The organism is Marinifilum breve, from assembly GCF_003202155.1.
GTDB lineage: Bacteria > Bacteroidota > Bacteroidia > Bacteroidales > Marinifilaceae > Marinifilum > Marinifilum breve.
Genome location: NZ_QFLI01000007.1, coordinates 137,074 through 163,097, shown reverse-complemented (window position 1 = coordinate 163,097; position 26,024 = coordinate 137,074). Strand labels below are relative to the sequence as shown.

Below are 26,024 nucleotides of genomic sequence, written 5' to 3'. Positions count from 1 at the left end.
AGTAATATCATGTAGATCTTTTCCTGTGTACATTTTCATTCCAATGGTGAGTAAAAAAATAATAATTGGTATAAAAATGATGGAATATTTTGTTAATATCTCGAGCATTTAATTTATTGGTTAGGTTTTTAGTAGGTTAGAATATATTAGTTAAGAATAGTATCAAAAGTATTAATTATGATTTTTTGATCAAAATTATATATAATATTTTGTTTAAGGCTAGTAGTGTTTTATTAATTACTGTTAGTTGGGATATAGGATTCCTTGAGTATCATCTTTACAAAAGATAGAAGTTATTAATCATTTTGGATGATGATTTCTTTTGGTTTAGGAATGCCATTATGAGATTCGTTTTGCTTTAGCAGTACATCTATCTTTTTTTCCAAATTGTCAATTTTCTTCTCTAGTTCGTCGTTATTATCGCTCACCATTGCATCTACAAAAATGGAGTTTACTAAGGACAGACCAAAAATACCTCCAGTAAGAAGAATAAATATAAAGTAGAAATAAGTGAAAAAGGCTGCCGTAGGAGAGTAGCCTTGAGTTATTTCTTCGGGTATTTCAAACCATCCCTCTACAGTAAAAATCTTAAATATGGAATAAAGAGAAATCAATGGGTTTTTAAAGTATTGCGGCGCGCTTGATTCAAACAGGTAAAAGGAGAATACGCCAATAATGAAAATGTAAATGGCAAATCCGATTAATACAATAACCGAGGCCTTCAAGGCTCTTTTAATGTCTTTGAATAGTTGATCGACACCAGGAATAAACTTTAAAAATCGGAATGATTTAAAAACCCTCATTAATCGAAATACCAACAAGAAGCTGATGTCAGAATCATGCGCATGAAAAATGAAAGTAACAAATGCGGGGATTGACAGAACCACCAAAACAAAATCTAACTTGTTCCAATTGGAAGCAAAATAGCCTTTTAAGCCGAACTCGTTGAGTTTAATGCCCAATTCGATTAAAAACAAGCCTGTAATTACATTATCCAAAGTGTGAATAAAAAATGTACTAAACTCGGAAAGGGAGAAACCGCTTATAAATAACAGGATCGCATTAAATAGGATTAGACTAAGAATTATTCTATCGTTTAGGAACAGTTTTTTTATCATGAGGTGCTTAATAGGTTTTCAATTGAATTTATGGGCCAACAGCGCAAATTTTAAGTAGTTTATTTGTGACAGATCAAATTTACAAAGCTTATGCAAATATTCAAATTTTTGTTAAATCAGAACTTGTACAACGAACTGTTGTTTGATATAAATCACATAACAACAAAAGAGGCTGTCCCTAATAGGAACAGCCTCAATCAAATTGTAAAATCAAAGTTTACTTGCCTGTTATTTTTACCCACCACTCGGTAGATTGTGTATGTTCTTGCTGGTTCAAATTAATATTTTCTCCAATTCGAGGAGTTAAAATAGTAGCATCAAGCTCTTTGGCTTTGGCCTTAAATCTTTCCACAGGCTCAGTCCAGGCATGGTTTGCCAGGCGATACGATCCCCAATGAATTGGGATGATTCTTTTTGCTTTTACATCCATACCTGCTTGCACCGATTCTTCTGGCATCATATGTACATCGGCCCAAAGCTTATTGTACTGTCCGCATTCCATTAAGCCAATATCGAAGGGACCATATTTTTCGCCAATCTCTTTAAAATGTTCGCCATAACCTCCATCTCCACTAAAATAGATGCTCTTATCTTTTCCTTTTAGTACCCATGACCCCCAAAGCGTTGATGATTGGTCGGCCAAGCCTCTACCAGACATGTGGCGAGTAGGAGTAAAGGCAAATTGGATTCCATCGAAAGCACCTTCATCCCACCAATTGAACTCTTGAATTTTGTTTTCATCAACTTTCCAAGACTTAAGATGATTGCCAACCCCAATAGGAACAAGAAATCTATCGGTTTTGTCCTTTAAGTTTACTATGCTGTAATAATCCAAATGATCGTAATGATCATGAGAGATGAAAACTGCATCAACATGTGGTATGTCGATTAAGTCGATTGGCATTTGATTGTTGTATTTCTTTCTGCCAAAGAAAGAATGTGGGCCAGTTTTCTCGCTAAATACCGGATCCAGCAAAATGGTTTTGCCATTTAGTCTGATTAGGAAAGAAGAGTGTCCCAACCAAATTACTTCGTTTATAGAATCTGCTTTGACTTCTAAATCATCTGAATTTAAATTGACTACCTCAATATTCGATTTTGGATTGACATTGGGATCGGGACTCAACATTTCGCGAAACATTTTAGAGAAAGAGCGCATGCTCATTTCCATTTCAATTTTTTCACGATTAATGAATTTTCCATCCTTATAGTTTGGTAGCAAGGCATAAGCCTTTTTCTGATTGGCGTTGGCTCTTCGCCCAAATTGTGGGCTGATATAAATAAATGAAACTCCAATAATACAGGTAACCAACAATAATATTCCTAATCCTATCCCCATCTTTTTCAATCTTCTCATTCTTATTTTCTTCGTATCCTTCTAGTTTAAATTGCGGTATTCTACTGGTGATAAACCAGTTTTTGATTTAAAAATTTTACTAAAATATTGTGGGTATTCAAAGCCCAATTCATTGGCTATTTCGCTAATTGAGTTGGTTGTGCTTAGTAATTTTGTTTTGGCTTTCTCGATCAATCTATAATGAATGTGTTCCTGAACGCTTTTGCCACTTTCTTTCTTAATTAGATCGCTCAAATAATTTGGCGAGAAATTCAATTGTTCGGCACAATACTTCACGGTTGGAATGCCGAATTGTTCAGCCTTATCGGTGTTAAAGTAATCTTTTAACAAGCTTTCCAGTTGGCTTAAAATGTCCTTATTGTAAGAACTTCTGGTAATAAACTGTCTGCCGTAATACCTGTTGCAATAGTTTAAGAACAATTCCAGGCTCGATAGAATTACATCATTGCTAAAATTATCAAGATTGGCACAGTACTCATCCTTAATTCGTCCCAACAGTTCCGAAAGGTTTTTCTTTTCCAGATCGGATAAATGAAGGGCTTCATCCACTTCGTAAGTGAAGAAAGTAAACTCCTGAATCTTTTTTGAAAGAGCACTCTTACGGATTAAATCAGGATGAAAAAACAATCCCCATCCCGAATATTCATCAGGTTCATCAACACCCTCAGTTGTAATTACCTGGTTTGGAGCCATACAGAATAGTGTTCCTTCCTGAAAATCGTATGTTTTTCGTCCATATCTTAAATGTCCACAATTGGCACCTTTTAGCATGACTGAATACAAGGAGGAAACAATTTTAATATTACTTCCCAAACGTATTGGTTCAACCTTCGAAAAATCTACTATGGAAATTAATGGGTGCTGTGGTTTTTCAAATCCCATTATATCGTGAAGTTCCGTTATGGTATTGATATTTATAATATCGCTCATTACTCAAATATTTTGTCTTAATATAGTCAGATATTTATAAATAATTCACCATCGATTTGCTAATTCCTACTGATAATCGATGGTGAATTTTACCCACTACAAAATTTGCTAATTATTGTAATTTCAAATTTACGTATCCCAATGTTTTAAGATTTATACGAATTACTGAGGCTTGTATACAAATTACTGATTGTATGCAAGTATGGAAAAATGGATACAAAAAAAGGAACTCTTTTGGAGTTCCATAGCATTTGTTAAAAACGATTACTGCAATTAGTGCAACATTTCTTGCTTTGCAATCTGCAAAGTTTTTAATTCAGTAATGTCATCGATTATGGCTACAATATAATTTTCATCTCGATATTTGAATAATCGAGTAGAGAATTGTAGGTGTTTATCTTCTCTGTTTCCATCGAAATCTACAAAAGATTTGATGAGATTTTCGTTGTCCACAGGTCTGTTTTCAACATACGATAGCAAAGCTGATATCCTTATTTCGCACGTATTGCATTTAGAAGTAGAACCACAAGGACTATCTTCTTCAATTTGATGGGCACAGCCTAATACCTCGCCACATTTGCGATAAAGAAGTTCCTGATTTTTCTTATTCGAAAAAATTGTAGTTAATGGATCGTTAAATGCTCTAAGTCTAAGTTCATTGTCTAAAAGCATAACACATGAACTAATATTATTCAAGATGATATTTAAAAAATCACTCGAATTGCTTAAAACGCTAAACCTTTCGTTGGTGTGTGTTAAATCATTATTCATATTTCCTACGCTTTAAAATTCAATAATAAGTTAAGGGATATACAATTTACGGCATTTTATTGATCATGTCAATGAATTTATTGTATAGTTTTTGCCTAAACAGGGGAGTTGGGAGTGAGAATGATTATGTTTTAATGTGTGATTACTTCATATTATAGGTGTTTACTAAGGCAAAACTTTGCTATTTTATTAACTGTTGGAAAATTGAATTCAATGGATGGTATTTGTCGATTATTAGCTCTTGACTGAATGAATTTTAGATTAAATCTTTGATGTGAACTTTTTGTTTATAATCAGTCTTAATATTCTATTGTTCTATAGGAAAATTGCATTCTGTAGGCTGAAAAAGAAACAAAATTAGACTGTCTGCGTAAATCGGTACTGATAGTTTACACTTTTAGTGTGAATGCCCAAAGACTATACTATTTAAATCGATTATTGCTCTGTGAAATGAGCGCATTAAATTTATTTATGAAAAAAATTTTAGTTGTAGACGACAAACCTTCGATGAGCCAACTAATGGTTCGTTTTTTACAAACTTCGTTCGAAGTAACCACTAAAGATGATGGGTTACAGGCTATCTCATGGTTGCAGTCTGGTAATATTCCTGATATTATTTTAACCGATCTTCAGATGCCTAACATGGATGGCATCGAATTAATCAAACGCATTAAAGAGAGTGGATATTTTAATGATATCCCAATTATTGTTCTTAGTAGTCAGGAAAGTAGTAATACTAGAGTTGAGTGTTTAAAACTTGGGGCGGAAGATTACATCATGAAGCCTTTTAATCCTGAAGAATTAATGATAAGAATAGAACGTTTGATTAAATAACATTACCATGAATGCAACAAACCGACAAATGAAACTGATGTATATTGGTTCCGACGAGTCTGTTCTGTCCAGCTTTAAAGAGTTGAATGGGAAGGTTAAGCTAATACATCATGCAAATCCATTGCTAGCATCGGAGTGGATTGAGAAAAACGAAAGAGTAGATGGCGTAATCAGTGAATTCGAATTGCCAGGAAGAAATGGTTTGGATTTTCATACTGTATTTGTTGAAAAGTACGATGAAAAAAGGTCTGTGCCGTATCTATTGCTTGTTGCCGAGAAACAACCTGAGATTATTAAGCGAGCAATCGAACAAAAAATCAGCGATGTGTATGCAAAGCCGGTTGATGCTGAGACAATTTCGAATCGAGTGAATTTTCTTAAGGTTCTTCAGGTTCACATGAAGTTTAATAAGATTAAAGAAAATAAAGATGTAAAAGTGTACAAAACCCCATTCTTTAAAAGGTGTTTTGATATTGTTTTTGCAAGCTTGGCATTAATAGCGCTTTCACCTTTGTTACTTGTGTTTGTTGCAGCGATTCGTTTGGAATCCAAAGGAAAGGTTTATTATATCTCTAAAAGGGTAGGAACTGGTTATAGAATATTTAATTTCTTAAAACTTCGTTCAATGTATCCTGATGCAGATAAACGACTAAAGGAATTGGAGCATTTGAATCAGTATCAAACTGAGGAGACTGAACCAGAGCTGGCAGAAGTTGTAGAAGAAAACAGTGTTGCTCAGGGATCAACAATTTTGTTTGGTGATGAAGAGGAGGTGGAAGAGAATACTCACATCCAGCGCCAAAAACAAAAACAAGACAAAGCTTTTGTGAAGTTCGAAAATGACCCAAGGATTACCAAAGTGGGGCATATCATTAGAAAATTAAGTATTGATGAATTGCCACAGTTAATCAATGTAATTCGAGGAGATATGTCGATTGTAGGTAATAGACCATTGCCATTGTACGAAGCAGAAATGCTAACCACCGACGAGTGGACTGATCGATTTAATGGTCCTGCAGGAATTACCGGTTTGTGGCAGGTTGAAGCTCGCGGTAAAACTTCAAAAATGTCTCCAGAAGAGAGAAAAGGTCTGGATAATAAATACGTTGAAATTGCTAACAGTAAATATTCTTTCTGGAAGGATATGTGGATCATTCTGAGAACGATTCCTGCAGTATTTCAGAAAGAGAATGTCTAAAATTTATCTTAATGAGAGGATATATTACAAGAATATCATTTTTCCTTTTGATTATGAGTGTGTCAATTATTGGTAAGGCTCAAGTTTCTGAGGTAATTGATAAAGAATTGAACTTGCATAATTTAAAAACCAAGATTATTCCATTAGGTCAATTGCTTGATTCAGCTGTAATACATTCTCCATTACTTAAAATGATAGATGCTGATATTTTAATTCAAGACTTGAAAATCAAATCGGAAAAGAAAGATTGGCTGTCTTACTTTAGTGTTACTGGTTCTGCTAAATATGGAATGTTTGATAATCTTGTTATTAATGAATCATTGGGAGATGAATCCACAGGAACTACCAATGCAAAACAACAGAGGTACAGTGTTGGATTATCTTTAAAAATTCCTTTCAGCTCACTTTTTGATAATGTTGATCGTGAGGTTGCCTTAAGTGAGAAAATGAAACTACAGTATCAGAAAGATAAAGTTGTTTCGGAACTCAGAAAATTGGTAGTTACTCAATATGGCAATTTGCTTAGAGCGCATGCCAAATTGATTATTAAAACATCAGAGTTGGAAACAATGAAGATGCAGATGGCAGATACTGAAGTCAACTATAGGAATGGAAAAATTCCATTGGCTGACTATTCAAAACAGAAAAGTCAGTTGTTAAATCTGCGTTTGGAATGTGAGGAAATCAGAATCGAATTTACTGTAGCCATTCACCTGTTGCAAGAATCCATAGGTATTAAATTGAATTTAAATTAGATATTTTGAATATAATATACTTCATACGGTTGCTGTTAAAACATTACTTGATTCTAATTTTAGGTCCGGTAATGTTATTTGCTTTGATATTTCATTTGACAAAGGATGAGCCTAAGGTTTATACATCTCGTACCAAAATATACACAGGAATAGCAACAGGTGCCAATTTAACCTCATTGGAAAGTTCAAAGGTGGACAGGCAATCTACGATAACTGCTTTCGATAATCTTATCAATGTCATCAACTCAAGGGGAACTGCAGAAGAAGTTGGTCTTCGCTTGTTCGTACAGCATATGCTTCTTGAAAAACCAACAAAGGAAATTATATCCAGAGAATCGTATTCGAATCTTAAACGAATTGTACCTGATGAAGTGTCTCAATTGGTGGTTGAAGGAAATTATGAAGAAACCTACAAGAATTTTTTGAACTATAAGAATAAAGATTTTGAGAATTTTATTTACGAATTATCTTATTTGAATCATCCGGTTTATAGCTTTGAAAAAATTCTTTCGAAACTAAAGGTGAGACGCCTTTACTCGAGTGATATGATTGAGATCACCTACAAATCCAATGATCCTGGAATTTGTAAACAAACATTACAGATTTTTAATGAAGTTTTTGTCGAAAAATACTCTGCCATCAAGCTAGTTCAATCGGATGCAATCTTAAAATATTTTCAAAATCAATTAGATGATGCACAGGTTAAGTTGGATAGGTCGGAAGATCAATTGCTAAAATTTAATAAGCAGAATAATATTATCAACTACTACGAGCAATCTGAGCACATTACCATTCAGAAAGAGCGATTTTCTGCCTATTATAATGAGTTGAAAATGGAGTTGAAGGCTTCAGAGGCTGTTTTGAAAGTACTGGAAGACAAATTAACAGTGCAACAAAAGAAAGAGTTGAATAATGCTGAAATTATCAAACTTCGTAATCAAATAGCTGAGCTTAATATCGAAATTTCAGTAAAGGATTATCAGGCGGAGTTCGACACCATAACGGATACGCACTATCAGGATGAAATTGCTGATATGAGAGCAAAGTCGTTTCAGCTACAGGAAAAATTAAGAAATTCAATTAATCAAGCATACTTTATAGACAATTCAGTTGATGGAATTAATTCCACATCAGTTCTTAATCAATGGTTGGTTAATGTGGTGGCTTATGAATCGACTCGTGCAAAAATGTTGGTGGGTGATGAAAAAAATAAGGAATTTGAAAGATTGGTGAAGGAATATGCTCCCAAAGGAGCAACAATGAAAAGACTGGAACGAAAAATTGATATTGCTGAGAAGGAGTACCTTTCCATTTTGCATAGTTTGAATGTTGCGAAGTTGAAGCAACAAAATTTGGAGTTGAACACCAACTTAAAAGTTTCTGAAGAACCAAACTTTCCATTGAAATCTGAACCGAGTAAGCGTAAAATACTACTGTTGATAGGTATGGTGATTGGATTTATTATTCCTGCTTTTGTGATAATAGCTCTTGATTTCTTAAACCCTAACATTCGTAATGTTGCCAATGCTCAGAAGTTAACCAAGCTTAATGTAATTTCTATTTTTCCTAATATGGTTAAGAGGGCTAAAAGACGTGATTATGGGGAATTAAAGCGATTATCAGTAAACAAACTTTTCCAGGGAATCTTTAACCTGGTAAACGGTGTTGAGAATAGAGGGCCAATAAAAGCAATTATTTATAGTACTCAGGATGGTGAAGGGAAGACCTGTTTAGGTAATTTTTTATTGGAACACATGAACGCTAAAGGGTTCAAGTGTTTGTTGATAAATCATAAAGAAAATAGCGAAGATTCTGAGATAGAACAGCTTGTTTTTGATGCAGATGGTGAAACTTTAAAATGTACTTCGGTTAGTAATCTTGTAAAAAATAAAAATGTGGAATTGTCTACATACGATTTTGTTTTGGTTGAACTTCCATCAATAAATTTAAATAACTATCCAGTAAAATTATTCTCGGACGCAGACCTTGCATTGCTTACCGTTAGAGCTAATCGCAGTTGGAGTAGTGCCGATAAAAATGCATTGGCAAAATTAGAAAAACAGACACAGCACTTAAAACAAGGAGTAATTCTGAATGGAGTAGAGTTGGATGAGATGGAGAAAATGATAGGTGAAATTCCAGGAGAAAGATCTTTAATTAGAAGGTTCATAAAGAAAGTGATCTCTTTTCAGATTTATTCAAAAAAATTAAAATAATTAAGGCTATGCAGGTAAATCAGTTAAAAGCAGGAGCGCTACTTTCCTATGGAATACTTGGTTTGAGTAATCTGGTTGCATTGTTCTATACTCCATACATGTTGCGCATGATGGGGCAGAGCGAGTATGGTTTGTATGCAATTGTAGCTTCAATAATGGCTTATTTAACTGTGCTGGATTTTGGTTTGGGAAATACTATTGTAAGATATACTGCCAAATTCAGAGCTGAAGGAAAACTTAAGGAATTAAATTCCATGTATGGAATGTTTGTTTTGGTTTATTCTGCAATTGGGCTAATAGCTGTGACATTAGGCATTGCACTGTATTTTAATGTTGATTTTTTTTATGGTGATAGCCTAACTACGGAAGAGTTATACAAGGTTGAGGTAATGATTTTGCTGATGACCTTTAATTTAGGAATTACTTTTCCATTAACCATTTTTAATTCAATTATTACTGCATACGAAAAGTTTGTTTTTCAGCGAGTTTTACGAATAGGATACATTGTTTTTAATACATCAATAATGATATTGTTATTGATGATGGGTTATAGAGCAATTGGTATGGTTGCTTTGATGACTGTATTAAATGTAATTATCCAGGTTTCCAATTTCTGCTACTGTAGATATGGAATTAAAATTAAAGTGCGCTTTAAAGGCTTTCAAAAAGATTTGTTTAAAGAAATTGCAGGGTATTCATTTTTTATTTTCCTGGGTGTAATTGTAGATCGTTTGTATTGGAGTTCGGGCCAATTGATTTTAGGAGCCAAAGTAGGGACAGCGGCAGTTGCAGTTTTTGCTGTAGCAATTCAATTACAGCAAATGTATCGTAACTTCTCAACAGCTATTCCTGGCGTATTTTTGCCTAAGGTAACAGCTATGGCTACCAAGCAATCATCCGAAAAGGAGATATCCGATTTGTTCATTCGCACTGGTCGTATTCAGTTTATAATATTGTCCTTAATTCTGTGTGGATTTGTTCTATTTGGTCAGCAGTTTGTGATTATTTGGGCCGGTGCCGATTATGCTGAAACCTATATTATTGCACTGCTTCTAATTGTTCCGTTAACTGTTCCCTTAATCCAAAATATTGGAATTACCATTCTGTTGGCACGTAACAAAGTAAAATTTCGATCTCTTTTTTATTTGGGATTAGCTTCGTTTAGTGTGGTGTTGCAATTGATTCTTGTTGACAAGTTCCAAGGAATTGGTAGTGCTGTTGCCATTGCTATTGGAATGATATTAGGTCAATGGATTGGGATGAACATCTATTACTATAAAAAGGAAAAAATTGATATCCCACGTTTTTGGAAAGAAATTGGTAGAATGGCTCTCGCTCCCTTTATTCTTAGTCTGCTAGTCTTTGTAATATTAAGATGGGTTGAGTTAGATTCATTGCTAAAACTAGCAGTTGGAATAGTTTGTTTTGTAGCTGTTTATCTGCCTGTTTTTTGGAAAATGTCGATGAATGAATACGAAAGGAATTTGATTTATAGTCCAGTACAAAAAGTGTTGGCAAAACTTAAAGGTAAAATGCCTGCTAAATTGGTTTAGACTTTTAAGTAGTTAAGAATTTAATTAATCAATAATAACATGAAGATAGGAATCGTAACATTACCATTTAATTCCAATTATGGAGGTATTTTGCAAGCCTATGCAATGCAATCTGTCTTAAAGAAAATGGGGCACAAGGTGCTAACGGTAAATAGAACTTCGAAAGGAGAGTCCTGGATGTTTAAAACCCTATCATTCGGAAAGAGATTTGTGCAAAGATATTGTTTTGGGAAGAAAGTTGTTGTGAGAACTTGGCCTACAAAGAAGGAGGCTACCCTCATTGCGCAACATACTCGTAAATTTATTGATGAGCATATTGAATTAACCAATTACTTAAATTCAGAGAAGGATTTTAAGACTTTGCAAGAACAGAAGTTTGATGCATGGGTAGTTGGAAGTGATCAGGTGTGGAGACCAAAGTATTCCCCAGAAATAGCAAATCATTATTTAGGTTTTTTACCCCAAAATGAAGGTTCTAAGAAAATCTCTTATGCTGCTTCATTTGGAGTCGATTCCTGGGAATATTCGAATAAAGAAACAGCAGCCTGTAAAAAATTAATTGAACAATTTGATGCTGTTGGGGTTCGTGAGTTATCTGGCATCGATTTGTGCGAAAAGTACTTCAATATTAAAGCTGATCAATTTTTGGATCCAACCATGTTGGTTGAGAAAGAGGAATATATACAATTGGTTGAAAACGATAATTTACCAATGCATAATAAAAAGCTTCTTACCTATATTCTTGATAGAAACCCTAGGGTTCTTAAGATGGTTGAAATGGTTGAAAAACAATTGGGATTTGAGTCTTTTTCTACAATGCCAAAGAATTTCTTTAGAAATGTCGGAAGAAAAGAACTGGATCAATGTATATGTCCCAAAGTAACAGAATGGATCAAAGGCTTTATGGATGCCGAATTTGTGATCACAGATTCGTTTCATGGTACTGTATTTTGTATTATTTTCAATAAACCATTCTTTGCCTTGGGAAACAAGAAAAGAGGAATGTCGCGTTTTACCACATTGCTTAAGATTTTTGGTTTGGAGGATCGATTGATTACTGAGATTGATGATTCGATAGAGCTAAAGCTACAGGGAAAAATAGATTTTGATAGAGTTAATAAGATACTCGATACAGAAAAGAAAAGATCGATTGATTATTTAAGAGCTTCATTGAATTCTTAATGAGATAAATATTCTATGAGTAAGATAATGAAATATCACCCATTTATGGAGGAGAAAGGGGCTAGTTTATTAGCTAAGCCGATTCCTTTTTTCTTGATGATAATTTCATTGTTAGGAATGGGATATTTGGCAAGTGGGGGTATAGTGAACGGAGTTGGCATAATTGTAATGCCACTGGTTTTAACTTATATCTATTTCATCTGTTTAAATCCCAAAATAGCACTTATTGGGATGTTTATTCTCAATTACTTCATTCTTGGGTTTGCTCGTTACGTAAAGGGTATTCCTTATGGAATGATAATTGATTTTCATCTGTTTCTTGCTTTACTTGTCCTCTTTTTTCAATCCTTTTTCAAGGATGTTCATTGGGAAAAAGCAAAGAATCCATTGTTTGTTTTAGCCATTATTTGGTTTGGTTGGATTGTTTTTCAATTATTTAATCCAATGGCAACGGCTCGTCCACTTTGGTTTCAATCCATGCGTGGAATAGGTCTTTATATGTTTTTAATTATTCCACTGGTTTTTATTCTATTTGATAAAATCAAAGATTTAGATCGTTTTTTTAAGATTTGGGCCGTGTTGGCCATTTTTGCCTCCATTAAAGGAATAGTACAAAAACACATTGGTCTGGATCCTTGGGAACAAGCGTGGTTAAATGGACCGGGAAGTGATACCCATCTTTTATTTGGCAAGTTGCGGGTATTCTCCTTTTTTACAGATGCAGGTCAGTTTGGAGGCTCGCAAGGACATGCTGGTGTTATCTTTTCAATTTTGGCATTAAATGAAAAGAAATCAAAGAAAACCAGATTGTTGTATGCTGTAGCAGGAGGTTTGGCTTTGTTTGGTATGATGATTTCCGGAACCAGAGGTGCGATTGCGGTACCAATTATGGGATTCGGCCTGTATACTGTTTTGCGAAAAAATGTAAAAGTGATGATCGCAGGTGCTATCCTTGGAATTTCGGTTTTGGTGTTTTTTAAGTATACCACAATTGGGAATGGAAATTATACCATAAACCGCATGCGAACGGCTTTTAATCCAGAAGATAAATCATTGCAGGTTCGTTTAGAAAATCAGCGTAAATTAAAGAATTATATGGCTTCTCGTCCTATTGGTACAGGACTAGGGTCCACAACTGGCGCAGCAAAAAAATATGCTCCGGGATCATTGGCTGCTCAAGTTCCAACCGATAGCTGGTACGTTATGATATGGGTGGAACAAGGAATTGTAGGTTTGTTTTTGCACCTGTTTATTCTCTTGTTTATTGTCCTGAAAAGTTCATATGTCATTTTCTTTAGGTTGAAAGACCCTTGGGTCAAGGCACAGATGAGCGCATTGGTTGCAGGAATTTGGGGAATTATGGTTGCCTCGTATGGAAATGCAGTGTTGGGACAATTGCCAACAGGACCACTTGTGTATGCATCAATGGCTTTTTTATTTATGGCAGAAAAATTCGATAAGGAAGTAGAAAAATCATCTGAATGTCAACAATTATGAAAGAATATCCAAAAGTTTCTATAATCACCGTAAATTATAATCAGGCACAAGTCACCTGTGACTTTTTACAAAGTCTAAAGGAGGTGACTTATCCAAATTACGAAGTAATTGTTGTGGATAATGCTTCACCTACTGAGGATCCTGCACCTATTGTGAATAATTATCCAGAGATTATTTTTATCAAATCGGAGAAAAACCTTGGTTTTGCAGGAGGTAACAATTTAGGAGTTAGAAAATCAACAGGAGAGTATTTGTTGTTTATTAATAATGATACAGAGGTAGAACCTGACTTTCTAGAACCTATGATCGAAAAATTTCAGGAAGATGAAAATATTGGGATGATGAGCCCCAAAATTCGATTTCACCATACGCCAGATACCATTCAATATGCAGGTTATACTCCTATGAATCCATTTACAATGCGCCAACATTTAATTGGTTTTAGAAAAGTTGACAATGGACAGTTTGATGATCCGGGATTTACCTATAGTATTCATGGTGCTGCGATGATGGTACCTAGAAAAGTAATTGAGGAAGTTGGCATGATGACAGAAGTGTTTTTTCTTTATTATGAGGAGCATGACTGGTGTGCCAGGGTAAAAAAAGCAGGTTATAAAGTTTACTACCAGCCAAAATCATTGGTGTTTCATAAGGAATCGATATCTACAGGAAAAGAAAGTCCTTTAAAGATTTACTATATCTCAAGAAATAGAATTGTTTATGCGCGAAGAAATTCAAAAGGATGGATTTTACTTTTCAATTTAATCTATCTGACTTTAATAACTGTGCCAAAGAATACTTTAAAGTATCTCCTTGCCACTCGATTTGATTTGTTAAGGTCATTTTACAAAGCCATGTTTTGGAATGTCTATCATTATAAAGGAATACATGATAATCCAGCGTTATAATGATTTGTACTACTAACTTAAAATTATTACTCCTATGACTATACTTACTGATTTTATACACATCATTGAATACATTCTTTTAATCTATTTTGGATTTGGAGCAATCTATATTCTAATTTTTGCTCTAGCTTCATTGATAAAGTACAAACCAAATAGGAAAAAAGATATCATACAAAGAAAAACAGCAGTTTTGATTCCTGGATATAAAGAAGATGCTGTAATTGTAGATGTAGCAAAACAGGCTTTGCTTCAATCTTATAAACAGGAACAATTTGATGTTGTGGTGATTGCCGATTCTTTTCAATCAGAAACTTTACAGAAACTGAATGATTTACCAATAAAAGTAATTGAGGTAAGTTTCGAAAAAAGCACCAAATCAAAGGCTTTAAATAAAGCTATGGAAGTATTGGATGACGATTATGAAATTGCTTGCATTTTAGATGCAGATAATATCATGGCAGAAGATGTTTTGGAAAGAATCAATGAGGCTTTCGAAAATGGATACAAAGTAGTGCAAGGTCATAGAGTTGCCAAAAATTTAAATACTTCCTTTGCCATATTAGATGCAGTTAGTGAAGAGCTAAATAACAATATTTTTCGTAAGGGACATCGAGTACTTGGTTTGTCATCAGCATTAATCGGATCGGGAATGGCTTTCGATTATGCTTTTTTCAAGAGTACTATGAAGCAGGTAAATGCTGTTGGAGGTTTTGATAAAGAATTAGAGTTGCGTTTGCTGAAAAACAAGCAAAAAATAGAGTATTTGCCAGATGCAATTGTGTATGATGAAAAAATCCAGAAATCAGATGCTTTTGCCAACCAAAGAAAGAGATGGCTTTCTGCACAGTTCGTTTATTTCCGCAGATATGTACTATCAGGTTTATTCCATTTAATTTTTAACGGAAATATTGACTTTTTCGATAAAGTTTACCAAATGATTTCTCCACCACGCATTCTACTTTTGGGATTGGTAGGAATCATGACAATTGCATATTGGATGATAGAATTGCTTGTTCCAAATGCTGTTCAGCTTGCTGTAACTCCATTATACTGGACGATTCTTTGTGGAATTACCATTGCTGCATTTGCTTTTGGTATACCACGTAAATTCTACAATAAAGAAACTCTACTGGCTATTCTTTCCTTGCCTAAGGCTTTCCTTATCATGTTTGCTTCCCTTTTCAAGTTAAAAGGAGCGAATAAAAAGTTTATACATACCCAACATGGGCAACAAGCTTAATGATTAAAAACTGACTACTAACATAAATGGCGTATGAAAATTGCGATAGAAGGACAAAGATTGTTTCGAACCAAAAAGCACGGTATGGATATGGTGGCTTTGGAGTTGATTCGAAACCTGCAGAAAATAGATAAGAAAAATGAGTACATTGTTTTTGTAAAACCCGATGAGGACAAATGCCTACAGGATACAGAAAACTTTAAGATTGTAGAGTTAAAAGGAGGACCTTATCCGGTTTGGGAGCAATGGGCTTTGCCGAGGGCTGTAGAAAAATATGGTTGTGATGTGTTGCACTGTACAAGTAACACAGCGCCTATGTTTGGCAAAACACCTTTGGTAGTTATATTGCATGATATCATTTACCTGGAGAGTATCAGTATCCTAAAAAAAGCAGGAAGTTGGTATCAAAAGTTTGGAAACATGTATCGTAGGTGGGTTGTACCTCATGTTGTAAAAAGAAGCAAAAAAGTAGTTACGGTATCCAATTATGAGAAAGAAAGGATTGGGAAATTCTTCGGTTTTGGTAAGGAAAAGTTAACTGCGATATACAATGGAGTAGGAGAGCATTTTAAGAAAGTTACCGATGAGGCATATCTAAAATCCATAAAGGAGAAATACAATTTGCCTGATGATTTTTTCTTCTTTCTTGGAAACACTGATCCTAAGAAGAATACAAAGGGCGTTTTGCAGGCTTTTGCTGATTTTAATACTCAATCATCAAAAACTTACAAGCTGGTAATGTTGGATTACGACAAGGCAGAATTAAAACGCTTGCTTGACGAAATTGGTCATCCAGAGCAGTTTGAAAATATATTTTTAACCGGATATGTTCCCAACATTGAAATGCCAGCAATTATAAATCAATGTAAATTGTTTTTGTATCCATCCTTACGTGAAAGTTTTGGAATTCCAATTTTGGAAGGTATGGCTTGTGGAGTTCCTGTTATTACATCCAATACATCGTCGATGCCGGAAGTGGCAGGAGATGCGGCTTGTATTGTAGATCCTCATAGTCCTGAGGAGATCACACAAGCCATGCAACGAATTCTTATTGACGATGATTATCGCAATGAGCTTTGCAGAAAAGGCATGGAGCGAGCGAGTCATTTTTCTTGGAAGCGTATGGCTGAAGAAAATCTTAAGTTGTATAAGGAATTAACCTTAAAAGAGGAAGCTTATGCTTAAAGGAGAAACTATTGTTTGTATTTCCAATACCACTTGGTATGGCGAGTATACTAAATCTACCGTGCAATTGATGAGTCTTTTAGCCAAGGATAACAATGTGCTTTTTGTAGAGTATCCGTTTACCTGGAAAGATATTGTAAATACTTGGCGTAAAAAGCAGAAGGCTCCGATAATGAGAATGCTGGGTTTGAAACCAACATGTGAACAGATATCTACCAATGGCAATGGAAATGTATATCATTTGGTTTCGCCACCAGTTTTGCCTGTTGATTTTATTAAAATTGATGGCCTTTTCAAGATTCTTTTTGGGTTTAATACCTTCCTCTATCGCAAAAGATTAAAGAGAAAATTGAAGAATCTGGGTTTAAAGGATCCAATTGTTGTAACTGCTTATAATCCTTTTTACGGATTATCTATGGTGGGTAAACTTGATGAGAAGCTTAATGTTTACTACTGTTATGATGGAATGGGTACACGCCGCCATGGGAAAAGAATTTTCCCAATGGATCGCAAGTTTTCCACTGTTGTTGACGGAATTGTTGTTACATCGGATTATTTAAAAGAAGATAAAAAGGAATTCAACTCTAATAGTTTTGTGGTTAAAAATGGAGTGGATTTTTCTCTTTTTAATCAATTCGCCAAACAAGTAGTATCCAATGATAAGGAACGCAAAGTTGTTGGATATATTGGAAGTATGGATCATCGATTTGATATTGATACGGTGGAATATGCAGTTCAGAATCTAAAGGATTTTGAATTTGAATTTACTGGAAATCTGAGAAATCAAGAGATAAAGGAGAGATTGGAAAAATATCAGAATGTGAAGTTTTTTCCTGCAGTTCAACCAGATGAAGTTCCTGAATTACTGGCAAAATCGGATGTGGGAATTATTCCTTACTTGATGAATGATATCAACAAAAATATTTACCCTTTGAAGATCAATGAATATCTATCAGTGGGAGTGCCAGTTGTGATGAATGCATTTGCTCATTTACCAGAGTTTGAGGCGCAAGTCTCTGTTGCAAAAAATAAGGAAGACTTTGTGAAGTGTTTGCTATCGGAGATTAATAATGATAGCGATGAACGAATTCAAAATCGCATACAGATGGCCTCTCAAAACTCTTGGGAAGCAAAGGCTGTTGAATTTGCTGATGTTGTAGAAACTTTGATGAATAAGAAACTATGATTGAAAAGATAAAAAGTAACCCCAAGCTCAAAGCATTTGTTCTTTGGAGCATTGCTCCCAAACGAAATCCAAAACCTAGGTTGTGGGTGAAATGGTTTGTAAATCCTTTCATTCACAAAAAAGGAAAGGGATCTACAATCAGAAGGCGTAGCCGAATTGACGTGTTTCCATGGAATAGATTTGAAATCGGCAAATTAACTACCATTGAAGACTTTTGCACCGTAAACAACGGTTCTGGACCTGTATTGTTGGGTGATCGGGTTAGAGTTGGAATAGGTTCGGTTATTATTGGACCGGTTAGTATGGGAAGCGGATCGGGCTTAGGCCAGCATGTTTTCGTGGCAGGATTTAATCATGGATATAGTGATGGAGGTAAAAACTCTAGTCAACAGCCTCTAGACATTAAGCCAACAGTTATTGAAGAAGAAGCACATATAGGTGCAAACTCGGTTGTTGTTGCTGGTGTAACCATTGGTAAAAGAAGCCAGGTTGGGGCAGGCAGTGTGGTAACAAAAGATATTCCGCCATTTTGTGTTGCTGTTGGCAATCCCGCGAAGGTAGTGAAACGATTCAACCATGAGAAAGAAATTTGGGAAAGAGTTAGCGAAAATTAAAGACTTATGACTACTACTTTAAAGAAAGATACTTCGATTGAAACCTTAAGAGGTTTGGCCATCATTTTGGTGGTAATCGGTCATGTAATTGGTTCAGGTTCTGACGGAGGAATGAAGGTGGAAGATGACTCGTTTTTGAGACATTTTTATTTTACTTTTCAATATTTACGCATGCCGCTTTTTACTGTAATTTCAGGTTGGGTTTATGCTCTTCGTCCAGCAAATTCAGGAAATCTGTTAGGTTTTAACCTAAAGAAAATTAGGCGATTGTTTTTACCACTTATTTTTGTTGGAGGAGCTTACTACATATTACAAGCAATTATACCAGGAACCAATTTTTCCTATGAACTTACAGATATTTGGAGAATATTAATTTTTCCATATACATTTTATTGGTACCTACAGGCTTTGTTTATCGTATTTTTGGTAATGTCGATGATAGACTCTTTTAAACTTGCGAATTCAGTTAAATCTTGGTTGGTTTTGTTACTGTTTAGCATTGCCGCCTTATATGTAAGAAATAGCTTTATTCCGGAAACAATGCCTAACTATTTTGGCTTTAAAGGAGGATTGTATTTAATGCCATTCTTTGTTTTAGGAGTAGGTATTCAGAGATTCAAGAATATTTTTCAGAATAAAGTATTTAATTGGCTATGTGCTATAACATTAATTGCAGGATTGGTGTTTCAGCAATTGGTATGGTACGGCATTATTGATTACGAATTAAAAGCGAGTAGTGGAATTGCATTGTTAATTGGTTTAATTGGAGTGATTGTTTGTCTGAGAATTCACTTTACATTTAAATGGTTGGTTTGGATAGGAAGCTATGCTTATACCATTTATTTGTTCCACTCATTTGGTACATCAGGCACAAGAATATTACTTCATAAAATAGGCATTTATCATACAGTTCCAGTCTTTTTATTTTCCCTGTTGGTTGGGATATTATTACCTGTTATTGTTGAAGAAATTTGCGATAGATTTTCTTTGAGTCGCTTATTGTTTCTCGGCAGAAGCTTTAAAAATCCGAAATCAACACCATTAAAATTAAAAACCACTTCAAACTAAATACTATGAAAACAATAGAGATATTATTTTGGGTAGCCTTATTTATTATTTTTTATTCCTATTTGGGATATGGAATTTTATTGTTCCTGATTATTAAACTAAGAAGGCTGTTTGGCTTAAAGAAAAATCATACAGGAAACGAGGATTACGAGCCGGAAGTTACCTTGTTTGTAGCAGCATATAACGAAAAGGATTATGTGGATGAAAAAGTGAAGAATTCTTTTAGCTTGAATTATCCTAAAGAGAAGGTGAAGCATGTGTGGGTTACCGATGGATCGGATGATGGAACGCCAGATTTGCTGAGAAAATATGACGGAGTTGAGGTGTATCATGAAGATGCCAGAGGAGGTAAGATTGGCGCGATGAACCGTGGTATGCAGTTTGTTAAAACCCCTATTGTTATTTTTTCTGATGGGAATACCAATCTTGGTGAGGATTCTATTCAGGAAATTGTAAACTTGTTTAAAGATCCTAAAGTAGGTTGTGTTTCTGGAGAGAAGCGTATTTACCAGAAAGGTGCAGATGCAGCAGCAGGTGCAGGAGAAGGTTTGTATTGGAAATACGAATCGACGCTGAAGAAATGGGATGCAGAGTGGTATTCAGTAGTTGGAGCAGCGGGTGAATTGTTTGCGATTAGAACAGAGCTTTGGCAAGAGGTTGAGAAAGATACTTTACTTGATGATTTTATCATCTCATTGCGTGTTGCCATGTCGGGATATACCATTCAGTATAATCCAAATGCTTATGCAATTGAAACAGCATCTGCGAATGTTAAGGAGGAATTAAAAAGAAAAGTTAGAATATCAGCAGGAGGAATACAATCTGTAGTTCGATTGGCCCCATTACTAAATCCGTTCAAATATGGAACTTTATCATTCCAATATATCTCGCACCGAGTATTAAGGTGGACATTGACACCTTTGCTGCTTTTGTTTATTCTTCCAATAAACTTTGCATTGGCTTACAATTCAGGAATGAACTTGGAAAATATATACACACTATTATTCTACGGTCAAATAGTATTTTATTCGGCAGCTTTAATTGGTTGGTTTTTAGAAAATAGAAAAATAAAAATCAAAGCTCTTTTTGTTCCTTATTACTTCTTTATCATGAATTTGTCAGTTTACCTTGGTTTCAAGAGGTATATGAAAGGCAATCAATCTGTAAAATGGGAGCGAGCAAAACGAGGCTAATGGAGTAACTCTTCTTTAAATCAGTTTAAGAAACAGGGCAAATGAAAAGTTTGTCCTGTTTTTTATTTCAATTTGTTGAACCAGGATGGTGCTTTGAACTTGTTGAGTTGGAAATTCAATTGATTCTAGAATATGATTAAAAAAAACAAAAAAATAATTTTTGTTGTCACCCATTATTCAATTGTAACTGTTATAGGTATAATTCAAGAGAAAAATTGTTTATCCAGTTAGGCCACAGGCCTGTTTTTTCATAGATAAAAAGCCCCGAGATGTAGCTCGGGGCTTTTTGATATTTGTTTTATTTTAATTTTTACTTACCGGTAATTGTAAGGTGATTTTACTTCCTTCACCAAGTTTACTATCAATTAGTAGTTTTCCATTCATTTTTGTTGCAAAGCTATTGGCTACCTTTAATCCAAGGCCACTGCCTGCTTCTCCATTTGTGCCATATGTGGATAGGTGTTCTTTATCATCAAATAGTTTAGCGATATCTTCTGTTGGAATACCAACTCCATTGTCACTTATAGATATTTTAATATCGCCATTAACAGATTCGGCACTAATATTTATATTTCCACCTTCATGAGTAAATTTAATGGCATTCGACATTACATTCTTTATTATCATTTTAAGCATGTAGGAATCAGTATTGACCGTTAGGTTTTCCTGTACTTTTGGTTCAAAGCTAATGTTCTTGTGGGTTAGGTTTCCTTTAAACATGAAATAAGTACTTTCAAGTAAGCTATCCATTGAAACCTCTTCTGGATGATACTTTAAAATACCACTTTGTGATTTAGCCCAGCCCAATAGGTTTTCAAGCAATTCTGAAACTTCTTCGCTGGATTGAACAAGAGTGGACATGGTTTCCTTATAATCATCACTATTGTATTCAAACAACCCTTTTGATAATAATTCTAAAGTCATTTTAATATTGCCCAGAGGCCCTCGCAAGTCATGACCAATCACTGAAAACATACGATCTTTAAGCTCATTTAAATCGCTTAGGTGATCTGTTGTAGTTTGAAGTTCATCTCTGGTAAACTTAAGTTCCAGATGAGTCTTAATTCGTATTATTAATTCTTCCTTATTAAAAGGTTTTGTAATATAATCTACACCACCCAATTCAAATCCTTTTACAATTTTCGATTTTTCTCCAACAGCGGTTAGAAATATAATTGGGAGGTTTTTATTTTTTTCTTCAGATTTTAGGATTTCACACACTTCGAAACCATCCATTTCTGGCATCATCACATCCAATAATATCAAATCCGGATTGGTTCGTTCAACCAGATCTAGTGCATCTTTTCCATTTGTAGCAATAACAATTTTAAAGTTTAATTCACGCAAAGTAAGCGCAACAATCTTAAGGTTATTAGGGTTGTCATCAACAACCAAAACTGTCGGGGTTTTTCCCGGAATATTGAATTCCATAGGCTATAAAGTAAATTTTTATTTTCAGTAGTCAAACATAAATTCCTCATTTGAGGCAATAGCCTTTATTACGATGCTTTTGGGAATAAGGTTTAATTTAATCTAACTTTTTTTCATGAAAAACAAGCATATATTATAACCATGTTTATGTTCTTACGTATCATTTTTATTATTACCAAAAACAGATTTTTAGGTAAAATTTTTAACTACTTAAATTTATTAACTGCATATGAAAGGATTGGTTTTTTGTGAATTTTTGGAAATGGTAGAAAAACAGTTTGGGTATGAAACTGTCGATCAAATAATTGAAAATACAAACTTACCTAGTAACGGTATTTATACATCGGTTGGAACCTATTCTCATGAAGAAATGTTTGCATTGGTAGGTCAGCTAAGTGCTAAAACTAAACTTCCTGTTTCAAAACTATTTTATGCTTATGGTGTTTATGTGTTTGGGGTATTTGGTAATGCATATAAAGATTTGATAAAAGGTCATAATAATGCATTTGACTTTTTGTGTAGAGTAGAGGATACGATTCATGTGCAGGTTTTGAAGCTTTACCCTGAAGCAGAGCTGCCTAAAATAGAAGTTAGGAGTAGATCTAACGATTGTTTGGAGTTGGTTTATACATCTCAACGTAAAATGTCTGATTTTGCAGAAGGACTAATTCAAGGGTGTTTGAATTATTTTAACGAAAAAGCAAGTATAAGTACCCAATTGTTGGTAGAAGATAGAAGTGAAGTATTATTTACCATTCAGAAAGAAGTATGAGCAAAGAAACTGACCTTTTAATACGAAAAATTGAGCGTGAGAAACTTGCGAGAAAGCAAGCCGAAAAATTGTTGGAAGAGAAATCTCTCGAGCTTTATGAATCAAATCAGCAATTAAAGAAACTCAATAATAATTTGGAGAACTTGGTTGAGGAGAGAACTCAAAGATTGCAAGAGACAGAGCAGGAGTATTTTACTTTAGTTGAAAGTATTACAGATATTATTTGTAAAGTCAATTTAAAAGGTGAAGTGGTTTTTGTAAATCAGATTGCAAGTACCATAATGGGGCAATCAAAAGAAGAGCTTATTGGACAGAATGTTTTAAGCTTTATTCCAAGCAAGTATAGATCTAAAATATTTAAATATTTTGCCAGACAATTTTTTCAAAACAAGTGTATTAGCTACTATGATTTACCAATTATTACAGGGCAAAATAATATTCTTTGGGTAAGAGTAAATGTTCAGTTTACTGAGGATCGCTGTCAAGAATGTGATTTAAAAAGATGTTTTCTTGCTGGTCTTACAGAGGAAGTCGTTTCAAGTAAAAATTGTCATTTTAATGAAATTATTGTTGTAGCTCATAATATTACCGAGCGTCGAAATAATGAGCTGGAAATAGCCAGAAACTTGAGGCAACAAGAAATTTTAACAGAAATATCGGTAAATTATAATTCTATTGCCGATTTTGAATCAAATACGAAGGAAGCTGTTAGAATAATTGGCCAGCATACAGGTGTGAGTAGAGTTTATATATTTGAGGATAATACTGATGGATCATTTACTAGCAATACTTATGAGTGGTGTAATGACGGTATTGAATCTCAAATTAATGAACTTCAGAATGTTCCATATGAATTGATTCCTTCATGGAAAAGGTTATTGAATGAAGAGGGAATTGTTTATTCAGAAAAAATTGAGGAATTACCAGAAGATATTCGGGTTATTTTAGAGCCACAAGAAATAAAATCAATAATTGTTTTACCATTAATAGAGTCTGGTAGTATATTTGGTTTTATCGGGTTTGATGAGTGTGATTCTAATCACAAATGGTCAAAGTCTGAATTAGAATTGTTAAGGACGGCAAGCAGTACAATATCTACGGCTTTTCTTCGAAATAGAATACAAACAGATTTGGTATTAAGTGAGAAGGAAAATAGAGGCATTATCGATTCGATTCCAGATGAAATTTTAAGGTTGAATAGAGAAGGAAAGGTAATATCTTTCAAATCTAGATGTGAGGATAGTATTTTTGCCAAATTGAATAGACCTGATGTAAATTCAATAGTGGATGTCTTGTCGGATGATTTGAGTAACTCGTTTATTTCTTCCATTGAAGAGTGTATTGTAAAAGGAGATTTTGAGTTTAATTTTAGTAGTTTCCATCATCATGAAATGCAGTATTTCGAAGCTCGATTTGTAAAGCTTAAATCATCTGAAGTACTTGTTATAGTTAGAAATGTGACTGAGCTAAAAGCAAAGGAGAAGCAATTGAAAATTGCGAAGAATAAAGCGGAACAGGCTTCAAAAGCAAAATCGGAATTCCTCGCAAATGTATCTCACGAAATTCGTACCCCGATGAATGCCATATTGGGATTTAGCGAATGGTTGCATACGAATGTAGAGAATCCTCAGCATAAGAATTACCTGCATACTATAATGACCAGTGGTAAGAACCTCTTGGCTCTAATCAATGATATTCTTGATTTATCTAAAATCGAATCGGGAAAGATGAATATTGAATTGGAACCAATGCAATGTAAGGTTGTGATAAACCAAATAAAGCAGGTGTTTAAACAAAAATTGGAAGCTAATAATTTGGCATTCAATATAAGTGTAGATCATTCTGTTCCGCATTACATTTACATGGATGAGGTGAGATTTTATCAGATCTTATTTAATTTGGTAGGTAATGCTATCAAATTCACTTCCAAAGGATACATACATGTTTCTGTTTCGGCTGTAAAAACATCCGACCCAAACTCAATTAACCTCATTTTAAATGTAGAAGATACCGGAATTGGTATAAAAGAAGATCAGCAAGAGAATGTATTTAAGGCTTTTACCCAACAAAGCGGACAAAGCAATAGGTATTATGAAGGTACAGGTTTAGGCTTAACTATTGTAGGTGGTCTTCTGAAAAAATTGAATGGAGAAATTAGCTTAAAGAGTGAAGTAGGAAGAGGGTCAAAATTTACAATCAAGTTTAAGGATGTGAAAATTGCTGAAGTTTCGGCGGAAGAAGATCAAAAGGCAAAAGAACTTAACGATTTTGTGCTTGAGCCATGTAAGATATTGATTGTTGATGATTTGAAATTCAATATTTTGGTTTTGAAGAGAATTATTGAATTTGATAATGTGACATTTTTGGAGGCAGAAAGTGGCGAACAGGCTATTGAGATAATGGAAATGGAACAACCAGATATTGTTTTTATGGATATCAGGATGCCAGGGATGAATGGTTATGATGCTACAGAAGTTATACGAAACAACCCAGATTGGAATCACATTCCTGTGGTAGCATTTACTGCATCAATCATGAATAATGAGTTAGAACGTATTTATAAGCTCTTCGATGAATATTTACAAAAACCCGTATTCAGAAAAGATGTTTTTGCGGTTTTGAAGAAGTTTTTGAAAATTAAATACCTAAATGCTGAAGATGCTCAGGTGATTGAAGATGAGGTAAAACTTTCAGGAGAGTGTATTGCCAAATTGCCTCAAATTATTGATGGTTTAGAGAATGGTTTTATTAATGATTGGAAGAAAATCAAAAACGATTTGATCATCTATGAAATTGAAGATTTTAGTAAAAAATTATCAGATTTTGCCTTTAAAAAATCGTGTGTCATACTCGATAATTATTGTAAAGAGCTTGATTTGGCAATTCAGTCTTTCGATATTGAATTAATTGAAAAACATATCGGGGAATTTGAAAATGTTATTAACGATTTGAAAGTATATTTGGAATAAGAAAATTAATATGAGATTTTGTATTATGCGGATGGATTCAAAAGCGT

At 34.3% G+C, this 26,024-nt stretch carries 21 protein-coding genes; 16 read left to right on the top strand and 5 right to left on the bottom strand.

The window, feature by feature from the left end; translation table 11 throughout:
• Positions 1-296: 296 nt before the first annotated feature.
• The 4 genes from DF185_RS15845 to DF185_RS15830 all read right to left on the bottom strand — a co-directional run bounded on the left by DF185_RS15845 (position 297) and on the right by DF185_RS15830 (position 4,176).
• The gene (locus DF185_RS15845) at positions 297-1,118 is read right to left on the bottom strand and encodes an ion transporter (protein WP_110361737.1); all 822 of its coding nucleotides are present in this window, start codon (positions 1,116-1,118) and stop codon (positions 297-299) included.
• Positions 1,119-1,335: 217 nt separating this feature from the next.
• The gene (locus DF185_RS15840) at positions 1,336-2,475 is read right to left on the bottom strand and encodes an MBL fold metallo-hydrolase (RefSeq protein ID WP_110361736.1); all 1,140 of its coding nucleotides are present in this window, start codon (positions 2,473-2,475) and stop codon (positions 1,336-1,338) included.
• A 21-nt stretch (positions 2,476-2,496) separates the two neighbouring features.
• Entirely contained in the window at positions 2,497-3,405 is a 909-nt protein-coding gene (locus DF185_RS15835; protein WP_110361735.1) for a helix-turn-helix domain-containing protein, read from the bottom strand.
• A gap of 273 nt (positions 3,406-3,678) precedes the next feature.
• Positions 3,679-4,176, bottom strand: coding sequence for a nitrogen regulation protein NR(II) (locus tag DF185_RS15830; RefSeq protein ID WP_110361734.1), 498 nt, complete (start codon positions 4,174-4,176; stop codon positions 3,679-3,681).
• A gap of 450 nt (positions 4,177-4,626) precedes the next feature.
• Here DF185_RS15830 and DF185_RS15825 point away from each other — a divergent pair, with 450 nt between their 5' ends.
• From DF185_RS15825 to DF185_RS15760, 14 genes are read left to right on the top strand one after another with little or no spacing between them, the layout of a single operon-like run.
• Positions 4,627-5,010, top strand: a complete 384-nt coding sequence (locus tag DF185_RS15825) for a response regulator (RefSeq protein WP_317046853.1) — start codon at positions 4,627-4,629, stop codon at positions 5,008-5,010.
• 7 nt (positions 5,011-5,017) lie between these two features.
• Positions 5,018-6,208 (top strand): sugar transferase, encoded by a 1,191-nt coding sequence (locus tag DF185_RS15820; protein WP_110361732.1) that lies wholly within the window; start codon positions 5,018-5,020, stop codon positions 6,206-6,208.
• A gap of 11 nt (positions 6,209-6,219) precedes the next feature.
• Positions 6,220-6,963: a TolC family protein gene (locus tag DF185_RS15815; RefSeq protein ID WP_110361731.1), complete on the top strand. Its 744-nt coding sequence runs from the start codon at positions 6,220-6,222 to the stop codon at positions 6,961-6,963.
• A 47-nt stretch (positions 6,964-7,010) separates the two neighbouring features.
• On the top strand, positions 7,011-9,179 hold the full coding sequence (locus DF185_RS15810; RefSeq protein WP_165836049.1) for a GumC domain-containing protein: 2,169 nt from the start codon (positions 7,011-7,013) through the stop codon (positions 9,177-9,179).
• Positions 9,180-9,187: 8 nt separating this feature from the next.
• The gene (locus tag DF185_RS15805; protein ID WP_110361729.1) at positions 9,188-10,732 is read left to right on the top strand and encodes an oligosaccharide flippase family protein; all 1,545 of its coding nucleotides are present in this window, start codon (positions 9,188-9,190) and stop codon (positions 10,730-10,732) included.
• A 39-nt stretch (positions 10,733-10,771) separates the two neighbouring features.
• A complete protein-coding gene (locus DF185_RS15800) occupies positions 10,772-11,914 on the top strand; it encodes a polysaccharide pyruvyl transferase family protein (RefSeq protein ID WP_110361728.1) in 1,143 nt (380 codons plus the stop codon).
• A 15-nt stretch (positions 11,915-11,929) separates the two neighbouring features.
• On the top strand, positions 11,930-13,411 hold the full coding sequence (locus DF185_RS15795; protein ID WP_133250056.1) for an O-antigen ligase family protein: 1,482 nt from the start codon (positions 11,930-11,932) through the stop codon (positions 13,409-13,411).
• Positions 13,396-14,319, top strand: a complete 924-nt coding sequence (locus tag DF185_RS15790) for a glycosyltransferase family 2 protein (protein WP_110361726.1) — start codon at positions 13,396-13,398, stop codon at positions 14,317-14,319. The genes DF185_RS15795 and DF185_RS15790 overlap by 16 nt, the downstream gene beginning before the upstream one ends.
• Positions 14,320-14,353: 34 nt before the next feature.
• Positions 14,354-15,559 carry a glycosyltransferase family 2 protein gene (locus DF185_RS15785; protein WP_110361725.1) on the top strand — a complete coding sequence of 402 codons (1,206 nt, stop codon included), beginning with the start codon at positions 14,354-14,356 and terminating at the stop codon, positions 15,557-15,559.
• A 33-nt stretch (positions 15,560-15,592) separates the two neighbouring features.
• Positions 15,593-16,744: a glycosyltransferase family 4 protein gene (locus tag DF185_RS15780; protein ID WP_110361724.1), complete on the top strand. Its 1,152-nt coding sequence runs from the start codon at positions 15,593-15,595 to the stop codon at positions 16,742-16,744.
• Complete coding sequence (locus DF185_RS15775) at positions 16,737-17,930, top strand: glycosyltransferase (RefSeq protein ID WP_110361723.1); 1,194 nt, start codon at positions 16,737-16,739, stop codon at positions 17,928-17,930. Before DF185_RS15780 ends, DF185_RS15775 begins: the two co-directional genes overlap by 8 nt.
• Positions 17,927-18,544 (top strand): acyltransferase, encoded by a 618-nt coding sequence (locus tag DF185_RS15770; protein ID WP_110361722.1) that lies wholly within the window; start codon positions 17,927-17,929, stop codon positions 18,542-18,544. Before DF185_RS15775 ends, DF185_RS15770 begins: the two co-directional genes overlap by 4 nt.
• A gap of 6 nt (positions 18,545-18,550) precedes the next feature.
• Complete coding sequence (locus DF185_RS15765) at positions 18,551-19,612, top strand: acyltransferase family protein (RefSeq protein WP_110361721.1); 1,062 nt, start codon at positions 18,551-18,553, stop codon at positions 19,610-19,612.
• A gap of 5 nt (positions 19,613-19,617) precedes the next feature.
• Positions 19,618-20,805, top strand: a complete 1,188-nt coding sequence (locus DF185_RS15760; protein WP_207784674.1) for a glycosyltransferase family 2 protein — start codon at positions 19,618-19,620, stop codon at positions 20,803-20,805.
• Between the two features lie 303 nt (positions 20,806-21,108).
• Here the strand turns inward: DF185_RS15760 and DF185_RS15755 are convergent, their stop codons facing one another.
• On the bottom strand, positions 21,109-22,236 hold the full coding sequence (locus DF185_RS15755; protein ID WP_110361720.1) for a hybrid sensor histidine kinase/response regulator: 1,128 nt from the start codon (positions 22,234-22,236) through the stop codon (positions 21,109-21,111).
• A 229-nt stretch (positions 22,237-22,465) separates the two neighbouring features.
• Between DF185_RS15755 and DF185_RS15750 the strand changes: the two genes are divergently transcribed.
• Positions 22,466-23,008 (top strand): heme NO-binding domain-containing protein, encoded by a 543-nt coding sequence (locus DF185_RS15750; RefSeq protein ID WP_110361719.1) that lies wholly within the window; start codon positions 22,466-22,468, stop codon positions 23,006-23,008.
• Positions 23,005-25,977: an ATP-binding protein gene (locus DF185_RS15745; protein ID WP_110361718.1), complete on the top strand. Its 2,973-nt coding sequence runs from the start codon at positions 23,005-23,007 to the stop codon at positions 25,975-25,977. Before DF185_RS15750 ends, DF185_RS15745 begins: the two co-directional genes overlap by 4 nt.
• The last annotated feature ends 47 nt before the right edge of the window (positions 25,978-26,024 follow it).